We start from the raw sequence: 14,214 nt of genomic DNA on the forward strand, positions 1-14,214 counted from the left end.
TTACGAGGCTTTTACGAGGCACCGACGGGCTTGTTTGCGTTGCCGCTTGCCCTGTCGATGGAGGCGCATTATAGGGAGCGAATTCGTTCTGGCAACCCCTCCTCTGCAATAAAATTGCAAAAATCGGCACTTTTTTAGTTATTCATGTCCAAGCACAGCTTTTATACAGGCTTATCCACAGGAGAAGCCCTCAACGGCACTACAGCAGCCACACGCCATCACTCACGGCCTGCTTAATACGTCAGATGGACAATGACATTGCCCTACTCTGGGCTATGTAACACGAACCGCTGTCGTTCAGGTAGAGATAAAGACTTAATATAGAGACTATTGAAAAATCATCGCTCACTTACAAAGTAAGGCAGTAGAGGCAGTAGAGGCAGTAGAGGCAGTAGAGGCAGTAGAGGCAGTAGAGGCAGTAGAGGCAGTAGAGGCAGTAGAGGCAGTAGAGGCAGTATCAGAATCCACCAAAAGAAAAGCCGGGACAAGCCCGGCTTTTTCTTTTATCACTCAGCAGCTGCTTCAGCAGCGGCCGGGCGGTCTACCAGCTCAATGTAAGCCATAGGAGCGTTGTCGCCAGCACGGAAACCGCATTTCAGAATGCGAGTATAACCGCCGGCGCGCTCCAGGTAGCGCGGGCCCAGTTCATTGAACAGCTTAGCCACGATCGCGTTATCGCGAGTACGGGCAAATGCCAGGCGACGATTAGCAACGCTATCAGTCTTGGCAAGGGTGATCAGCGGTTCAACTACACGACGCAGCTCTTTTGCCTTAGGCAGAGTCGTCTTGATGATCTCATGACGAACCAGGGAGCTGGCCATGTTGCGGAACATAGCCTGACGATGGCTGCTGTTCCGGTTCAGTTGACGACCACTCAAACGATGGCGCATGACCTTATCCTTCTAACTAAATCTGTGAAACCCGTAATCTGGATTACTCGTCAGCGATGCTGGCGGGCGGCCAGTTCTCAAGGCGCATGCCAAGAGACAGACCACGGGAGGCCAACACGTCCTTGATCTCAGTCAGGGACTTCTTACCGAGGTTAGGAGTCTTAAGCAACTCAACTTCGGTACGCTGTACCAGATCACCAATATAGTGGATAGCTTCTGCCTTCAGACAGTTCGCTGAACGAACTGTCAGCTCCAAATCATCGACAGGACGCAGCAGAATCGGATCAAACTCGGGTTTCTCTTCTTTCTTCTCGGGCACGCTGACATCGCGCAGATCCACGAAGGCTTCCAGTTGCTCTGCCAGAATAGTGGCTGAACGACGGATGGCTTCTTCCGGATCCAGAGTACCATTGGTCTCCATGTCGATAACCAGCTTGTCCAAGTCGGTGCGCTGTTCCACACGTGCCGCTTCGACATTGTAGGCGATGCGAACGATGGGGCTGAACGCGGAGTCCAGCAGCAGGCGACCGATAGGACGCTCTTCATCATCGTTGTGAACACGAGCAGAAGCAGGCACATAACCACGACCGCGCTGAACTTTCAGGCGCATGCTTATCTCAGCATTTGCACCAGTCAGGTGGCAGATTACGTGCTCCGGGTTTACGATCTCGACTTCATCACCGTGAGTGATATCACCAGCGGTAACGGGGCCTGTTCCAGACTTGGTCAGGGACAGAGTTACCTCGTCCTTGCCTTCCAGCTTCACAGCGATACCTTTCAGGTTGAGCAGGATTTCAAGAATGTCTTCCTGTACACCTTCTTTGCTGCTGTACTCGTGCAGTACTCCGTCGATCTCGACTTCAGTAACCGCACAACCGGGCATAGATGACAGCAAAATACGACGCAGGGCATTGCCCAGCGTGTGGCCAAAGCCACGCTCAAGCGGCTCGAGAGTCACTTTCGCGTGAGTCGGGCTAACTTGCTCGATGTCAACTAGCCGCGGTTTAAGAAAATCTGTTACAGAACCCAGCATTGTGTCCTCTCTTTAGAAGCTAGCTTTACTTGGAGTAAAGCTCGACGATCAGCTGTTCGTTAATGTCGGCAGACAGGTCGGAACGCTCCGGCAGGCGCTTGAAGGCACCTTCCATCTTAGCAGCGTCAACCTCTACCCAAGTCGGCTTCTCGCGCTGACCAGCAACTTCCAGGGAAGCTTTGATACGCGCTTGCTTCTTAGCCTTCTCGCGAACGCAGATCACGTCCTCAGGGGATACCTGGAAAGAAGGAACATTCACAACGCGGCCGTTTACCATGATGGCTTTGTGGCTCACCAGCTGACGAGATTCAGCACGAGTGGCGCCGAAGCCCATGCGGTAGACGACGTTGTCCAGACGACCTTCCAGCAGCTGCAACAGGTTTTCACCGGTGTTACCCTTTTGACGGGCAGCGTCGCGGTAGTAGTTGCGGAACTGTTTTTCCAATACGCCGTAGATACGACGTACTTTTTGTTTCTCGCGCAGTTGCACACCGTAGTCGGACAGACGCGCTTTACGCGCACCGTGTTGACCAGGAACGGTGTCAATCTTGCACTTAGAATCAATCGCACGAACACCAGACTTCAGGAAGAGGTCGGTGCCCTCACGACGGCTAAGCTTAAGCTTAGGACCGATATATCTTGCCATCTTCTTTCTCCAACAATCCTAGACCAAGTAGCTACAGCGTTACACGCGGCGCTTCTTGGGAGGACGACAACCGTTGTGCGGGATCGGAGTCACATCAGTAATGTTAGTGATGCGGAAACCAGCCGCGTTCAGAGCGCGGATGGAAGACTCACGACCGGGACCCGGACCTTTGACCATGACTTCCAGGTTCTTCACGCCGTATTCTTTGGCGATCTCACCAGCACGCTCAGCAGCTACCTGGGCAGCAAACGGAGTGGACTTACGGGAACCACGGAAACCGGAACCACCAGAGGTAGCCCAAGACAGAGCATTGCCCTGACGGTCAGTAATGGTCACGATTGTGTTGTTGAAAGATGCATGAACGTGCGCAATACCGTCGCTCACTTGCTTTTTAACGCGCTTGCGAGCACGAGTCGGAGTTTTAGCCATTTTCTACCTTCCCGTTACTTCTTGATAGCCTTGCGCGGACCCTTACGGGTACGAGCGTTGGTCTTGGTACGTTGACCACGAACAGGCAGGCTACGACGGTGACGCAAACCACGGTAGCAACCCAGATCCATCAATCGCTTGATGTTCATGGAAATCTGACGACGCAGGTCACCTTCAACGGTGAATTTACCTACTTGTTCACGCAGACTCTCGATCTGAGCTTCGTCCAGGTCTTTAATTTTCACATTCTCAGCGATACCGGCTGCGGCACAGATGGCCTTGGAGCGGGTACGACCGACGCCATAAATAGCAGTCAACGCAATGACTGCATGTTTATGGTCAGGAATGTTAATGCCAGCGATACGGGCCACTATTCACTCCTACATATAGTAGATAACGACCACCACAAAGCCCGTGAGCGGATACGTGGCGGTCAACCAATACACAACAAAAGTTGGCTGGCTATATTAGCCAGCACAACTATTTGTTGCAAGTACTAACCGTAAAAAATTAGCCTTGGCGCTGTTTATGCTTTGGCTCGCTGCAAATCACACGCACCACACCGTGACGCTTGATGATTTTGCAGTTACGGCAGATTGCCTTAACGGAAGCACGAACTTTCATTGCTTAACTCCGTAACTACGCCGACCTTTAGCGGCCGTAGCCCTTCAGGTTGGCCTTCCTCAGGACGTCGCCATATTGATGAGACATCATATGGGTCTGAACCTGAGCCATGAAGTCCATGATAACTACCACGATAATCAGCAGCGAGGTGCCACCGAAGTAGAACTGTACGTTCCAGGCAGTCATCAGGAACTGGGGTACCAGACAGATAAAGGTAATATAGAGCGCACCTGCCAATGTCAGGCGAGTCATAACCTTATCGATGTAACGTGCTGTCTGCTCGCCCGGGCGGATCCCCGGGATAAAGGCTCCACTCTTCTTCAGGTTATCTGCTGTCTCGCGGGGGTTGAACACCAACGCGGTATAGAAGAAGCAGAAGAAGATAATGGCTGCTGCATAGAGCATCTCGTACAAGGGCTGACCCGGCTGCAGGACCATAGAGACCTGTTGCAGAATGTCAGCGATCTTGCCCTCCCCCTGACCAAACCAGGAGGTAATGGTACCCGGGAAGAGGATGATGCTGGATGCGAAAATCGCAGGAATCACACCGGCCATATTCACTTTCAACGGCAGGTGTGTGCTTTGCGCAGCGAATACCTGGCGGCCTTGTTGACGCTTGGCATAGTTAACGACGATACGACGCTGACCACGCTCCACGAACACCACAAAGTAAGTCACAGCGAAAACAATCAAGCCCAGCAACAACAACAGCAGGATGTGCAATTCCCCTTGACGTGCCTGTTCGGCCGTAGCGCCAATGGCATGAGGCAGACCGGCGACGATACCTGTGAAGATAATCAACGAGATACCATTACCAATCCCACGCTCGGTAATCTGTTCACCCAACCACATCAAGAACATGGTACCGGTGACCAGACTCACAACGGCTGTGAAATAGAAGCCCAAACCCGGATGAGTCACGAGTCCTTGCATCATATTCGGCAGACCTGTTGCAATACCAATGGCCTGGAACGTTCCCAAAACCAGCGTGCCCCAACGGGTATATTGGCTAATCTTGCGACGGCCGGATTCACCTTCTTTCTTGAGTTCAGCAAGAGCAGGGTGAACCACAGTCAGCAACTGGATAATGATCGACGCCGAAATGTACGGCATGATCCCCAGTGCAAGAATAGAAGCACGCGAGAGTGCACCACCACTGAACATGTTGAACATCTCAATGATGGTGCCCTTCTGTTGTTGGAACAACTCGGCCAGTACGGCGGCGTCAATACCAGGGATCGGCACATAAGAGCCTGCACGGAACACGATAATTGCCCCGAGAACGAAGAGCAGACGGCTCTTCAGTTCGCTCAGACCACCTTGTGCTTTAACATCCAATCCTGGTTTCTTAGCCATTGTACTGATTATTCCTCGATTTTACCGCCAGCGGCCTCGATGGCTGCACGTGCACCCTTGGTGACGGACAGACCACGAACGGTCACAGCACGGTCAATGTTGCCAGACAGAACAACTTTAGCGAACACGATGTTTTTGGTAATAACACCGGCTTGCTTCAGAGTGCTCACGTCGACCACATCACCTTCTACCAGGGCGATTTCGTTCAGGCGCACTTCGGCAGAAACCAAAGACTTGCGAGAGAAGAAACCGAACTTCGGCAGACGGATTTTCAAAGGCATCTGGCCGCCTTCGAAACCGTTGCGGACCTTGCCGCCACCGGAACGAGAGGTTTGACCTTTAACACCACGACCACCGGTCTTGCCCAGACCAGAACCGATACCACGGCCCGGACGGTGCTTGACGCGCTTGGAGCCAGCGGCCGGAGACAGAGTATTCAGACGCATGCTTAGCCCTCCACCTTAACCATGTAATAAACCTGGTTGATCATGCCGCGTACGCAGGGAGTATCTTCCAGCTCAACGGTGTGACCAATGCGACGCAGACCCAGACCACGCAGAGTCGCCTTGTGCTTTGGCAGACGGCCGATAGAGCTGCGAGTTTGAGTTACTTTTACAGTGTTAGCCATGTCGCATTACCCCAGAATTTCTTCAACGCGCAGACCACGCTTGGCCGCGATCTGTTCCGGTGATTGACCGTGAACCAGAGCGTCGACAGTTGCGCGAACAACGTTGATTGGGTTGGTGGAACCGTAGGTCTTGGCCAGCACGTTGTGGATACCGGCAACTTCCAGTACGGCACGCATGGCGCCGCCTGCAATGATACCAGTACCTTGGGAGGCCGGCTTCATGAACACGGTGGAACCAGAGTGAACGCCACGCACCGGGTGGTGCAGGGTGCCGTTGTTCAGCTCAACCTTGTTCAGGTTACGCTTAGCCTGTTCCATCGCCTTTTGAATGGCGGCCGGAACTTCACGGGCCTTACCGTAACCGTAACCTACACGGCCGTTACCATCACCCACCACGGTCAACGCGGTGAAGGACATGATACGACCACCTTTAACAGTTTTCGAAACACGGTTTACTGCAATGAGCTTTTCTTGCAGTTCGCCGGCTTGAGATTCGACTTTAGCCATCTTCGACTCCTAGCTTAGAACTGAAGACCAGCGTCACGAGCAGCGGCAGCCAGAGCGGCTACACGACCGTGATACTTGAAACCGGAACGATCGAAAGATACGTTCTGAACGCCTTTGGCAATAGCACGCTCAGCGATAGCCTTTCCTACAGCGGTAGCAGCATCTGCGTTACCGGTGTATTTCAGAGCTTCACTGATGGCTTTCTCTACTGTGGAAGCAGAGGCCAGAACTTCGGAACCGTTGGCTGCAATAACCTGCGCATAGATATGACGCGGGGTACGGTGAACAACCAGACGGGTAGCTCCCAGTTCCTGCATCTTTTTCCGAGCACGAGTAGCACGACGGAGACGAGCTGCTTTCTTGTCCATAGTGTTACCTTACTTCTTCTTAGCTTCTTTAGTACGCACTTGCTCGTTGGCATAGCGTACACCCTTGCCCTTGTAGGGCTCCGGAGCGCGGTAAGCACGGATATCGGCGGCGACTTGGCCAACCAGCTGCTTGTCCACACCACGCAGAACGATCTCGGTGGCGGACGGACATTCAGCGGTGACACCAGCCGGCAGCGCATGCTCTACCGGGTGAGAGAAGCCCAGTGCCAGCGCAACAGCATTGCCCTTGATGGAGGCTTTGTAACCTACACCAACCAGCTGCAGCTTGCGCTCGAAGCCTTGGGTAACACCGACTACCATGTTGTTGACCAATGCACGGGCAGTACCGGCCTGAGCGTCAGCACCAGCGATGCCGTCGCGCGGGGCGAACTTCAGTACATTGTCTTCTTTGGTCACTTCTACACCGGCGTGGATGGAACGAACCAGGGAACCTTTACCACCTTTGATGGACAGTTCCTGACCGTTCAGAGTCACCTCTACGCCAGCAGGAATAGTGACGGGTGCCTTAGCAACGCGAGACATTTCCGACCTCCTATTAAGCGACGTAGCAGATGATCTCACCACCCATGCTTGCCTTGCGGGCAGCACGGTCGGTCATCACACCTTTAGACGTGGACACGATAGCAACACCGAGACCGCCCATGACTTTCGGCAGATCAGTAGTGCGCTTGTAAATACGCAGGCCGGGACGGCTCACGCGTTGGATCAGTTCTACAACCGGCTTGCCCTGGAAATACTTCAGTTCGATTTCCAGTTCCGGTTTCACGTCACCAGCTACGTTGTAGCCAGCGATGTAACCTTCTTCTTTCAGCACTTTGGCGATAGCCACTTTCAGCTTGGAAGAAGGCATGGAAACCGCAACTTTGCTCGCCGCCTGACCGTTACGGATGCGGGTCAGCATATCCGCGATCGGATCTTGCATGCTCATAGTCTAACTCCCGAGATTCTTACCAAGAGGCCTTTTTGAGGCCCGGAATTTCGCCCTTCATGGCATGCTCACGCACCTTGATGCGAGAGAGGCCAAACTTCCGCAGGAAACCGTGCGGACGACCAGTGATGTTGCAACGGTTACGCTGGCGGGACGGACTGGAATCACGGGGCAGCTGTTGCAGTTGCAAGACAGCATCCCAACGCGCTTCTTCAGAAGCGTTCATATCAACGATGATAGCTTTCAGCTCGGTACGCTTGGTCGCGAACTTGGCTGCCAGCTTCGCACGCTTTGCTTCACGTGCTTTCATGGATGTTTTAGCCATAACCCTAACCTTACTTGCGGAATGGGAAGTTAAAGGCAGCCAGCAGAGCACGGCCTTCTTCGTCGGTATTCGCGGAAGTGGTGATGGTGATATCCAGACCACGGACGCGATCGACCTTGTCATAGTCGATTTCCGGGAAGATGATTTGCTCACGCACGCCCATGGAGTAGTTACCACGGCCATCGAACGCCTTGGCGTTCAGACCACGGAAGTCACGGATACGCGGTACGGAGATGCAAATCAGCCGTTCCAGGAACTCCCACATACGCTCGCCACGCAGGGTTACTTTACAACCTATCGGGTAGCCTTCACGAATCTTGAAGCCCGCAACAGATTTGCGTGCTTTGGTGATCAGCGGTTTCTGACCGGAAATGGCAGCCATATCGGCAGCAGCATTTTCCAGCAATTTCTTGTCAGAGATCGCTTCACCAACACCCATGTTCAGGGTGATTTTCTCGATCCGAGGGACTTGCATGATAGTCTTGTAACCGAACTGCTTGGACAGTTCATTTACTACATCGGATTTGTAGTAATCATGCAGTTTCGCCATCGTTAAACTCCAATTACTTCACAAGTTCGCCGGTGGATTTGAAGAAACGGACTTTCTTGCCGTCTTCAATCCGGAAACCAACGCGGTCAGCCTTGCCAGTGGCAGAGTTGAACAGCGCGACGTTAGATACATCGATGGGGGCTTCTTTGGTGACGATGCCGCCAGCCTGACCCAGTGCGGGTACCGGCTTTTGGTGTTTCTTCACCTGGTTGATGCCTTCCACGATTACCTTACCTTTTGCAATCAGGACTTGAGTGACTTTGCCACGCTTGCCCTTGTCTTTGCCGGTAAGAACAATTACTTCGTCTTCGCGACGGATTTTAGCTGCCATCGTTCGACTCCTTACAGTACTTCGGGTGCCAGGGACACAATCTTCATGAACTTCTCGTTACGGAGTTCACGGGTCACCGGGCCAAAAATACGAGTACCGATTGGCTGTTGGTTGTTGTTAAGCAACACAGCCGCATTGTTGTCGAAACGGATGACAGAGCCGTCCGGACGACGAACGCCTTTACGGGTGCGTACGACCACCGCGTTATACACATCACCTTTCTTCACTTTACCGCGAGGAATGGCTTCCTTGATGGAAACCTTGATGATGTCGCCGATGCCGGCATAACGGCGGTGCGAACCACCCAGAACCTTAATACACATTACACTGCGAGCGCCGGAGTTGTCGGCAACACCCAGCATACTTTGCATCTGGATCATCTTAGTGCTCCGCTTTGTTTACTTCTTATCCCTGATGGGATCTGGCTGCCTTCAAAAGGCGCGAAACTATAACACAGCTATTTTTGAAAAGGTAGCCTAAAAAACAAACGGCCCCGATGGGGGGCCGTTTGGGCTAAAAAGTACCGAATTAGGCCTTTTCTACGACAGCAACCAGGGTCCAGGACTTGGTCTTGGACAGCGGGCGGCACTCGCGGATTTCCACGAGATCGCCAGCCTTGCACTCGTTGTTCTCGTCATGCACGTGCAGCTTGGTAGTACGCTTGATGATCTTACCGTAGATCGGGTGCTTTACCTTGCGCTCGATAGCGACGGTGATGGACTTGTCCATCTTGTCGCTAATTACACGACCTTGCAGAGTACGGATCTTGTCAGTCATTACGCACCTGCCTTCTCAGTCAGTACAGTCTTGATACGTGCGACGTCACGACGCACTTGTTTCAGAGTGTGAGTCTGAGCCAGCTGGCCGGTGGAAGCTTGCATGCGCATGTTGAATTGCTCACGCAGCAGACCCAGCAGCTCCTGGTTCAGTTCTTCGACGCTCTTTTGACGCAGATCTTGGGCTTTCATCACATCACCGTCTTAATTACGAAAGTGGTCTGAACAGACAGCTTAGCTGCGGCCAGGGCAAACGCTTCACGCGCCAGAGCCTCAGGTACACCATCCATCTCGTACAGAACCTTGCCAGGCTGGATCGGGCAAACCCAGTATTCCACGTTACCCTTACCTTTACCCATACGAACTTCGAGGGGCTTTTCGGTGATGGGCTTGTCCGGGAACACACGGATCCAGATCTTGCCTTGACGCTTAACGTGACGGGTCATGGCACGACGGGCTGCTTCGATTTGACGAGCAGTCAGTTGACCACGAGATGTCGCCTTCAGGCCAAAGGTACCGAAGGATACTTCGTTACCGGCATTGGCCAGACCGCGGTTACGACCCTTGTGGGTCTTGCGGAATTTAGTACGCTTAGGTTGCAACATTTACCGAATCTCCTTACTTGGCAGCGCGGCGCTTGTTGTCACGCTTGGGCTTCGCAGGAGCTTGCTCTTGAGCAGCGGCAGCATTGACTGCAGCCAGACCGCCCAGAACTTCGCCCTTGAAGATCCAAACTTTAACGCCGATCACACCGTAAGTGGTGTGGGCTTCAGAAGTTGCGTAGTCGATGTCGGCGCGCAGGGTGTGCAGGGGCACACGACCTTCACGGTACCATTCGGTACGCGCGATTTCAGCGCCGCCCAGACGGCCGGAAACTTCCACTTTGATGCCCTTGGCACCCAGGCGCATGGCGTTCTGTACGGCGCGCTTCATAGCACGACGGAACATTACGCGACGCTCCAGCTGGGAAGTGATGCTGTCGGCAACCAGTTTGCCATCCAGCTCCGGCTTGCGGACTTCGGAAATGTTGATCTGAGCAGGCACGCCAGCGATTGCGGCTACAGCTTTGCGCAGTTTTTCAACGTCTTCGCCTTTCTTGCCGATCACGACACCCGGACGAGCGGTGTGAATGGTCACACGGATGCTCTTGGCCGGACGCTCGATAGTGATCTTGGACAAGGAAGCGTTTTTCAGCTCCTTGGTCAGGAACTGGCGTACTTGGAAATCGCTGTACAGGTTGTCAGCGAAGTCTTTGGTGTTCGCGAACCAGGTAGAATTCCAAGGCTTGGTAATACCCAGGCGAATGCCATTAGGATGTACTTTCTGACCCATTGCTTATCTCCCAGCCTTAGCGTCGGATACCACTACAGTGATGTGAGCGGTACGCTTGAGGATACGATCCGCGCGACCTTTGGCACGCGGGCGGATGCGCTTCATGGAGGGACCTTCGTCTACCATGATGGTGGCAACACGCAGGGTGTCGATATCGGCACCTTCGTTGTGCTCAGCGTTGGCAATGGCAGATTCCAGCACTTTCTTCACCAGAACAGCAGCCTTTTTCGGGCTGAAGGTCAGGATGTTCAGAGCCTTGTCTACGGACAGACCACGTACTTGATCGGCTACCAGACGAGCTTTCTGGGCAGAAGTACGGGCATAACGGTGTTTAGCGATAGCTTCCATCATTTATCCCTTAGCGCTTCTTAGCCTTCTTATCAGCAGCATGGCCGCGATAAGTACGAGTCGGTGCGAATTCACCCAGTTTGTGACCGATCATTTCTTCGGTAACGAAAACCGGAACGTGCTGACGACCATTATGGACAGCGATGGTCAAACCGATCATGTTCGGGATGATCATTGAACGACGGGACCAGGTCTTAACCGGCTTTTTATCCCCGCTTTCCACCGCTTTCTCTACCTTCTTCAGCAAGTGCAGGTCGATAAATGGACCCTTCTTGAGAGAACGTGGCATGGTGATTCCTCTATGTTAACAATTACTTGTTACGACGACGTACGATGTACTTGTCGGTACGCTTGTTCTTACGGGTCTTGAAGCCCTTAGCCTTCTGGCCCCATGGGGACACAGGCTGCATGCCCTTGTTACGACCCTCACCACCACCGTGCGGGTGATCAACCGGGTTCATCGCCATACCGCGAACGGTCGGACGAATACCACGCCAGCGGTTAGCACCGGCTTTACCCAGTTGACGCAGCATGTGCTCGGAGTTACCCACTTCACCGATGGTAGCGCGGCACTCGGCCAGAACTTTACGTACTTCGCCGGAACGCAGACGCAGAGTTACATAGTTACCTTCACGAGCCAGGATCTGGATGAAAGTACCAGCGGAACGAGCCAGCTGGGCACCTTTACCAGGCTTCATCTCAACGGCGTGAACGGTAGAACCGACCGGGATGTTGCGCATCGGCAGGGTGTTACCTACCTTGATGGCAGCATCAGCACCAGAGGCGATTGCATCACCAGCTTTCAGGCCTTTCGGAGCCAGGATGTAACGACGCTCACCGTCTGCATACAGCACCAGGGCGATGTTTGCGGTACGGTTAGGATCGTATTCCAGACGCTCAACTTTGGCCGGAATGCCGTCTTTGTCGCGCTTGAAGTCGATCAGACGGTAGTGTTGCTTGTGACCACCACCGATATGACGAGTGGTGATACGGCCGTTGTTGTTACGGCCACCGGACTTGCTTTTGCTGTCCAGCAGAGCGGCGAAGGGCTTGCCCTTGTACAGCTCTTGGTTGACGATCTTGACGACGTGGCGGCGGCCCGGAGAAGTAGGCTTGCACTTAACGATTGCCATTTTTCAGAACTCCTCTTACTCGGCTGCGCCCATGAAGTCGATGTCCTGACCAGCTTTCAGGGTCACATAAGCCTTTTTCCAATCGGAACGACGGCCTACGCGTGCACCTGCGCGCTTGGTCTTACCCTTCATGTTCAGGGTACGGACGGTCTCAACTTCGACCTCGAACAGTTTCGCAACTGCAGCTTTGACTTCCGCCTTGGTGGCATCAACAGCAACTTTGAACACGATAGTGTTCTGCTTTTCTGCGACCATGGTGCTCTTTTCAGAGATGTGCGGAGCCTTCAGAACTTTCAGCAGACGCTCTTCACGGATCATGCCAGCATCTCCTCGATTTGCTTAACTGCGTCAGCAGTCATCAGAACCTTGTCGAAAGCGATCAGGCTGACCGGGTCGATACCGGCAACGTCACGCACGTCAACTTTGTACAGGTTACGAGCAGCCAGGAACAGGTTCTCATCGACTTCAGCAGTCACGATCAGAACGTCAGTCAGTTCCATTTCTTTCAGCTTGGCGATCAGTTCTTTGGTCTTCGGCGCTTCGATGCCGAACTTCTCAACAACGATCAGGCGCTCTTGACGTACCAGCTCGGACAGGATGCTACGGATAGCGCCGCGGTACATCTTCTTGTTTACTTTCTGGCTGTGATCTTGCGGCTTAGCAGCAAAGGTCACACCACCGGAACGCCAGATGGGCGAACGGATGGAGCCAGCACGGGCACGACCAGTACCCTTCTGACGCCACGGCTTTTTGCCGCCACCAGACACTTCAGAGCGAGTCAGCTGCGCACGAGTACCCTGACGGGCACCAGCGGCATATGCAACGACAACCTGGTGAACCAGAGCTTCGTTGAATTCGCGCCCGAAGGTAGTCTCGGAAACTTCAAGAGCGCTCTTGGCGTCTTTCATTACCAATTCCATTACTATCTCCTCAGACGTTACGCTTTGACGGCAGGTTTGACGATCACGTTGCCGTTGGTTGCACCCGGTACTGCGCCTTTGATGAGCAGCAGGTTGCGTTCAGCGTCAACACGAACCAGTTCCAGGTTCTGAGTCGTTACACGCTCAGCACCCATGTGACCAGCCATCTTCTTGCCCTTGAATACACGGCCCGGGGTCTGGTTTTGACCGATGGAGCCAGGTACACGGTGGGACAGGGAGTTACCGTGGGTCATATCCTGGGTACGGAAGTTCCAGCGCTTAACAGTACCGGCAAAACCTTTACCCTTGGATGTGCCGGTAACGTCTACCAGCTTAACGTCAGCGAGAAGATCTACTTTCAGCTCGCTACCAACAGTGAAAGTTTCACCGTTGTTCAGGCGGAATTCCCACAGACCGCGACCGGCTTCTACACCAGCTTTGGCGAAGTGGCCAGCTTCCGGCTTGGTTACGCGGCTGGCTTTCTTGGCGCCAGTGGTAACCTGAATAGCGTTGTAGCCGTCGGTTTCTACAGATTTGACCTGAGTTACACGGTTAGCTTCAACTTCGATAACAGTCACCGGGATAGAAACGCCATCTTCAGTGAAGATGCGAGTCATACCCACTTTGCGACCTACAAGACCGATTGTCATTGTTATCAACCTCTTTCCGTAATTAACCCAGGCTGATCTGGACGTCTACACCAGCTGCCAGATCCAGACGCATCAGAGCGTCAACGGTCTTGTCAGTCGGTTCAACGATGTCTACCAGACGCTTGTGAGTGCGGATCTCGTACTGATCACGCGCGTCTTTGTTGACGTGCGGGGAGATCAGAACGGTGAAACGCTCTTTGCGAGTCGGCAGCGGGATAGGACCGCGAACCTGCGCGCCAGTGCGCTTAGCAGTTTCAACGATTTCCGCAGTGGATTGATCGATCAGGCGATGATCAAAAGCCTTCAGGCGGATACGGATTCTTTGGTTCTGCATTGACAGAGCTCCAATAGATAAAAGAACATAAATCAACACCGCCCGACCGGGACTACTCCCGCCAGAGGTGTGATTTTTCACGTTT

At 53.4% G+C, this 14,214-nt stretch carries 28 protein-coding genes; all 28 read right to left on the reverse strand.

Features of this window, described 5'->3' with window-relative positions; genetic code table 11:
* Positions 1–506 precede the first annotated feature (506 nt).
* Positions 507–890, reverse strand: coding sequence for a 50S ribosomal protein L17 (gene rplQ / locus AB5Y93_RS13860; protein WP_005307999.1), 384 nt, complete (start codon positions 888–890; stop codon positions 507–509).
* Between the two features lie 43 nt (positions 891–933).
* Positions 934–1,923, reverse strand: coding sequence for a DNA-directed RNA polymerase subunit alpha (rpoA, locus tag AB5Y93_RS13865; protein WP_005307997.1), 990 nt, complete (start codon positions 1,921–1,923; stop codon positions 934–936).
* Between the two features lie 25 nt (positions 1,924–1,948).
* Complete coding sequence (rpsD, locus tag AB5Y93_RS13870; RefSeq protein ID WP_010672568.1) at positions 1,949–2,569, reverse strand: 30S ribosomal protein S4; 621 nt, start codon at positions 2,567–2,569, stop codon at positions 1,949–1,951.
* A 39-nt stretch (positions 2,570–2,608) separates the two neighbouring features.
* Positions 2,609–2,998: a 30S ribosomal protein S11 gene (rpsK, locus tag AB5Y93_RS13875; protein WP_005319702.1), complete on the reverse strand. Its 390-nt coding sequence runs from the start codon at positions 2,996–2,998 to the stop codon at positions 2,609–2,611.
* Between the two features lie 14 nt (positions 2,999–3,012).
* Complete coding sequence (gene rpsM, locus AB5Y93_RS13880; RefSeq protein ID WP_005307991.1) at positions 3,013–3,369, reverse strand: 30S ribosomal protein S13; 357 nt, start codon at positions 3,367–3,369, stop codon at positions 3,013–3,015.
* A gap of 139 nt (positions 3,370–3,508) precedes the next feature.
* On the reverse strand, positions 3,509–3,622 hold the full coding sequence (rpmJ, locus tag AB5Y93_RS13885) for a 50S ribosomal protein L36 (protein ID WP_005319705.1): 114 nt from the start codon (positions 3,620–3,622) through the stop codon (positions 3,509–3,511).
* Positions 3,623–3,649: 27 nt separating this feature from the next.
* On the reverse strand, positions 3,650–4,978 hold the full coding sequence (secY, locus tag AB5Y93_RS13890; RefSeq protein ID WP_010672567.1) for a preprotein translocase subunit SecY: 1,329 nt from the start codon (positions 4,976–4,978) through the stop codon (positions 3,650–3,652).
* Positions 4,979–4,986: 8 nt separating this feature from the next.
* Positions 4,987–5,424 carry a 50S ribosomal protein L15 gene (gene rplO / locus AB5Y93_RS13895; RefSeq protein ID WP_005307987.1) on the reverse strand — a complete coding sequence of 146 codons (438 nt, stop codon included), beginning with the start codon at positions 5,422–5,424 and terminating at the stop codon, positions 4,987–4,989.
* A gap of 2 nt (positions 5,425–5,426) precedes the next feature.
* Positions 5,427–5,606, reverse strand: a complete 180-nt coding sequence (rpmD, locus tag AB5Y93_RS13900; protein ID WP_005307985.1) for a 50S ribosomal protein L30 — start codon at positions 5,604–5,606, stop codon at positions 5,427–5,429.
* A 6-nt stretch (positions 5,607–5,612) separates the two neighbouring features.
* On the reverse strand, positions 5,613–6,113 hold the full coding sequence (gene rpsE / locus AB5Y93_RS13905) for a 30S ribosomal protein S5 (protein ID WP_005340605.1): 501 nt from the start codon (positions 6,111–6,113) through the stop codon (positions 5,613–5,615).
* A gap of 14 nt (positions 6,114–6,127) precedes the next feature.
* Positions 6,128–6,481: a 50S ribosomal protein L18 gene (gene rplR, locus AB5Y93_RS13910; protein WP_010672566.1), complete on the reverse strand. Its 354-nt coding sequence runs from the start codon at positions 6,479–6,481 to the stop codon at positions 6,128–6,130.
* Positions 6,482–6,490: 9 nt separating this feature from the next.
* Entirely contained in the window at positions 6,491–7,024 is a 534-nt protein-coding gene (gene rplF, locus AB5Y93_RS13915) for a 50S ribosomal protein L6 (protein WP_010672565.1), read from the reverse strand.
* A gap of 13 nt (positions 7,025–7,037) precedes the next feature.
* Positions 7,038–7,430 (reverse strand): 30S ribosomal protein S8, encoded by a 393-nt coding sequence (rpsH, locus tag AB5Y93_RS13920; protein ID WP_010672564.1) that lies wholly within the window; start codon positions 7,428–7,430, stop codon positions 7,038–7,040.
* Between the two features lie 19 nt (positions 7,431–7,449).
* Complete coding sequence (rpsN, locus tag AB5Y93_RS13925; protein ID WP_005331161.1) at positions 7,450–7,755, reverse strand: 30S ribosomal protein S14; 306 nt, start codon at positions 7,753–7,755, stop codon at positions 7,450–7,452.
* Positions 7,756–7,765: 10 nt separating this feature from the next.
* A complete protein-coding gene (gene rplE / locus AB5Y93_RS13930; protein ID WP_005331162.1) occupies positions 7,766–8,305 on the reverse strand; it encodes a 50S ribosomal protein L5 in 540 nt (179 codons plus the stop codon).
* A 13-nt stretch (positions 8,306–8,318) separates the two neighbouring features.
* Positions 8,319–8,636 (reverse strand): 50S ribosomal protein L24, encoded by a 318-nt coding sequence (gene rplX, locus AB5Y93_RS13935; protein WP_005307977.1) that lies wholly within the window; start codon positions 8,634–8,636, stop codon positions 8,319–8,321.
* Between the two features lie 11 nt (positions 8,637–8,647).
* On the reverse strand, positions 8,648–9,016 hold the full coding sequence (gene rplN, locus AB5Y93_RS13940; protein ID WP_005307975.1) for a 50S ribosomal protein L14: 369 nt from the start codon (positions 9,014–9,016) through the stop codon (positions 8,648–8,650).
* A 148-nt stretch (positions 9,017–9,164) separates the two neighbouring features.
* Complete coding sequence (gene rpsQ / locus AB5Y93_RS13945) at positions 9,165–9,413, reverse strand: 30S ribosomal protein S17 (RefSeq protein ID WP_005307966.1); 249 nt, start codon at positions 9,411–9,413, stop codon at positions 9,165–9,167.
* Entirely contained in the window at positions 9,413–9,604 is a 192-nt protein-coding gene (gene rpmC / locus AB5Y93_RS13950) for a 50S ribosomal protein L29 (protein WP_005307965.1), read from the reverse strand. The genes rpsQ and rpmC overlap by 1 nt, the downstream gene beginning before the upstream one ends.
* A complete protein-coding gene (gene rplP, locus AB5Y93_RS13955; RefSeq protein ID WP_010672562.1) occupies positions 9,604–10,017 on the reverse strand; it encodes a 50S ribosomal protein L16 in 414 nt (137 codons plus the stop codon). Before rplP ends, rpmC begins: the two co-directional genes overlap by 1 nt.
* Before the next feature lie 13 nt (positions 10,018–10,030).
* The gene (gene rpsC / locus AB5Y93_RS13960; RefSeq protein WP_005331168.1) at positions 10,031–10,744 is read right to left on the reverse strand and encodes a 30S ribosomal protein S3; all 714 of its coding nucleotides are present in this window, start codon (positions 10,742–10,744) and stop codon (positions 10,031–10,033) included.
* Between the two features lie 3 nt (positions 10,745–10,747).
* Entirely contained in the window at positions 10,748–11,092 is a 345-nt protein-coding gene (gene rplV, locus AB5Y93_RS13965; RefSeq protein ID WP_010672561.1) for a 50S ribosomal protein L22, read from the reverse strand.
* Between the two features lie 10 nt (positions 11,093–11,102).
* Complete coding sequence (gene rpsS / locus AB5Y93_RS13970) at positions 11,103–11,381, reverse strand: 30S ribosomal protein S19 (protein WP_005307960.1); 279 nt, start codon at positions 11,379–11,381, stop codon at positions 11,103–11,105.
* 22 nt (positions 11,382–11,403) lie between these two features.
* Complete coding sequence (rplB, locus tag AB5Y93_RS13975; RefSeq protein WP_010672560.1) at positions 11,404–12,225, reverse strand: 50S ribosomal protein L2; 822 nt, start codon at positions 12,223–12,225, stop codon at positions 11,404–11,406.
* A gap of 15 nt (positions 12,226–12,240) precedes the next feature.
* Entirely contained in the window at positions 12,241–12,540 is a 300-nt protein-coding gene (gene rplW / locus AB5Y93_RS13980; protein WP_342690021.1) for a 50S ribosomal protein L23, read from the reverse strand.
* On the reverse strand, positions 12,540–13,145 hold the full coding sequence (rplD, locus tag AB5Y93_RS13985) for a 50S ribosomal protein L4 (RefSeq protein ID WP_005340616.1): 606 nt from the start codon (positions 13,143–13,145) through the stop codon (positions 12,540–12,542). Before rplD ends, rplW begins: the two co-directional genes overlap by 1 nt.
* Positions 13,146–13,162: 17 nt before the next feature.
* Positions 13,163–13,795 carry a 50S ribosomal protein L3 gene (rplC, locus tag AB5Y93_RS13990; protein ID WP_010672559.1) on the reverse strand — a complete coding sequence of 211 codons (633 nt, stop codon included), beginning with the start codon at positions 13,793–13,795 and terminating at the stop codon, positions 13,163–13,165.
* A gap of 22 nt (positions 13,796–13,817) precedes the next feature.
* Positions 13,818–14,129 carry a 30S ribosomal protein S10 gene (rpsJ, locus tag AB5Y93_RS13995; protein WP_005307944.1) on the reverse strand — a complete coding sequence of 104 codons (312 nt, stop codon included), beginning with the start codon at positions 14,127–14,129 and terminating at the stop codon, positions 13,818–13,820.
* Positions 14,130–14,214 lie beyond the last annotated feature (85 nt).

It is taken from the genome of Aeromonas sp. R10-1 (assembly GCF_040908465.1).
GTDB classification, from domain to species: domain Bacteria; phylum Pseudomonadota; class Gammaproteobacteria; order Enterobacterales; family Aeromonadaceae; genus Aeromonas; species Aeromonas caviae.

Bases quoted from the DNA above. Each gene is read 5' to 3' on its own strand.
- rpsN (WP_005331161.1), bottom strand. From the start codon at position 7,755: ATGGCTAAAACATCCATGAAAGCACGTGAAGCAAAGCGTGCGAAGCTG.
- rpsS (WP_005307960.1), bottom strand. From the start codon at position 11,381: ATGCCACGTTCTCTCAAGAAGGGTCCATTTATCGACCTGCACTTGCTG.
- rpsQ (WP_005307966.1), bottom strand. From the start codon at position 9,413: ATGACTGACAAGATCCGTACTCTGCAAGGTCGTGTAATTAGCGACAAG.
- rpsE (WP_005340605.1), bottom strand. From the start codon at position 6,113: ATGGCTAAAGTCGAATCTCAAGCCGGCGAACTGCAAGAAAAGCTCATT.
- rpsJ (WP_005307944.1), bottom strand. From the start codon at position 14,129: ATGCAGAACCAAAGAATCCGTATCCGCCTGAAGGCTTTTGATCATCGC.
- rplP (WP_010672562.1), bottom strand. From the start codon at position 10,017: ATGTTGCAACCTAAGCGTACTAAATTCCGCAAGACCCACAAGGGTCGT.
- rpsC (WP_005331168.1), bottom strand. From the start codon at position 10,744: ATGGGTCAGAAAGTACATCCTAATGGCATTCGCCTGGGTATTACCAAG.
- rplN (WP_005307975.1), bottom strand. From the start codon at position 9,016: ATGATCCAGATGCAAAGTATGCTGGGTGTTGCCGACAACTCCGGCGCT.
- rplO (WP_005307987.1), bottom strand. From the start codon at position 5,424: ATGCGTCTGAATACTCTGTCTCCGGCCGCTGGCTCCAAGCGCGTCAAG.
- rpmC (WP_005307965.1), bottom strand. From the start codon at position 9,604: ATGAAAGCCCAAGATCTGCGTCAAAAGAGCGTCGAAGAACTGAACCAG.
- rplC (WP_010672559.1), bottom strand. From the start codon at position 13,795: ATGACAATCGGTCTTGTAGGTCGCAAAGTGGGTATGACTCGCATCTTC.
- rplR (WP_010672566.1), bottom strand. From the start codon at position 6,481: ATGGACAAGAAAGCAGCTCGTCTCCGTCGTGCTACTCGTGCTCGGAAA.
- rplE (WP_005331162.1), bottom strand. From the start codon at position 8,305: ATGGCGAAACTGCATGATTACTACAAATCCGATGTAGTAAATGAACTG.
- rpsH (WP_010672564.1), bottom strand. From the start codon at position 7,430: ATGAGCATGCAAGATCCGATCGCGGATATGCTGACCCGCATCCGTAAC.
- rplB (WP_010672560.1), bottom strand. From the start codon at position 12,225: ATGGCAATCGTTAAGTGCAAGCCTACTTCTCCGGGCCGCCGCCACGTC.
- rplX (WP_005307977.1), bottom strand. From the start codon at position 8,636: ATGGCAGCTAAAATCCGTCGCGAAGACGAAGTAATTGTTCTTACCGGC.
- rpmD (WP_005307985.1), bottom strand. From the start codon at position 5,606: ATGGCTAACACTGTAAAAGTAACTCAAACTCGCAGCTCTATCGGCCGT.
- rpsK (WP_005319702.1), bottom strand. From the start codon at position 2,998: ATGGCTAAAACTCCGACTCGTGCTCGCAAGCGCGTTAAAAAGCAAGTG.
- rplF (WP_010672565.1), bottom strand. From the start codon at position 7,024: ATGTCTCGCGTTGCTAAGGCACCCGTCACTATTCCTGCTGGCGTAGAG.
- rplD (WP_005340616.1), bottom strand. From the start codon at position 13,145: ATGGAATTGGTAATGAAAGACGCCAAGAGCGCTCTTGAAGTTTCCGAG.
- rplQ (WP_005307999.1), bottom strand. From the start codon at position 890: ATGCGCCATCGTTTGAGTGGTCGTCAACTGAACCGGAACAGCAGCCAT.
- rplV (WP_010672561.1), bottom strand. From the start codon at position 11,092: ATGGAAGCTATCGCTAAACACCGTTATGCCCGTACTTCTGCCCAGAAA.
- secY (WP_010672567.1), bottom strand. From the start codon at position 4,978: ATGGCTAAGAAACCAGGATTGGATGTTAAAGCACAAGGTGGTCTGAGC.
- rpsD (WP_010672568.1), bottom strand. From the start codon at position 2,569: ATGGCAAGATATATCGGTCCTAAGCTTAAGCTTAGCCGTCGTGAGGGC.
- rpmJ (WP_005319705.1), bottom strand. From the start codon at position 3,622: ATGAAAGTTCGTGCTTCCGTTAAGGCAATCTGCCGTAACTGCAAAATC.
- rpoA (WP_005307997.1), bottom strand. From the start codon at position 1,923: ATGCTGGGTTCTGTAACAGATTTTCTTAAACCGCGGCTAGTTGACATC.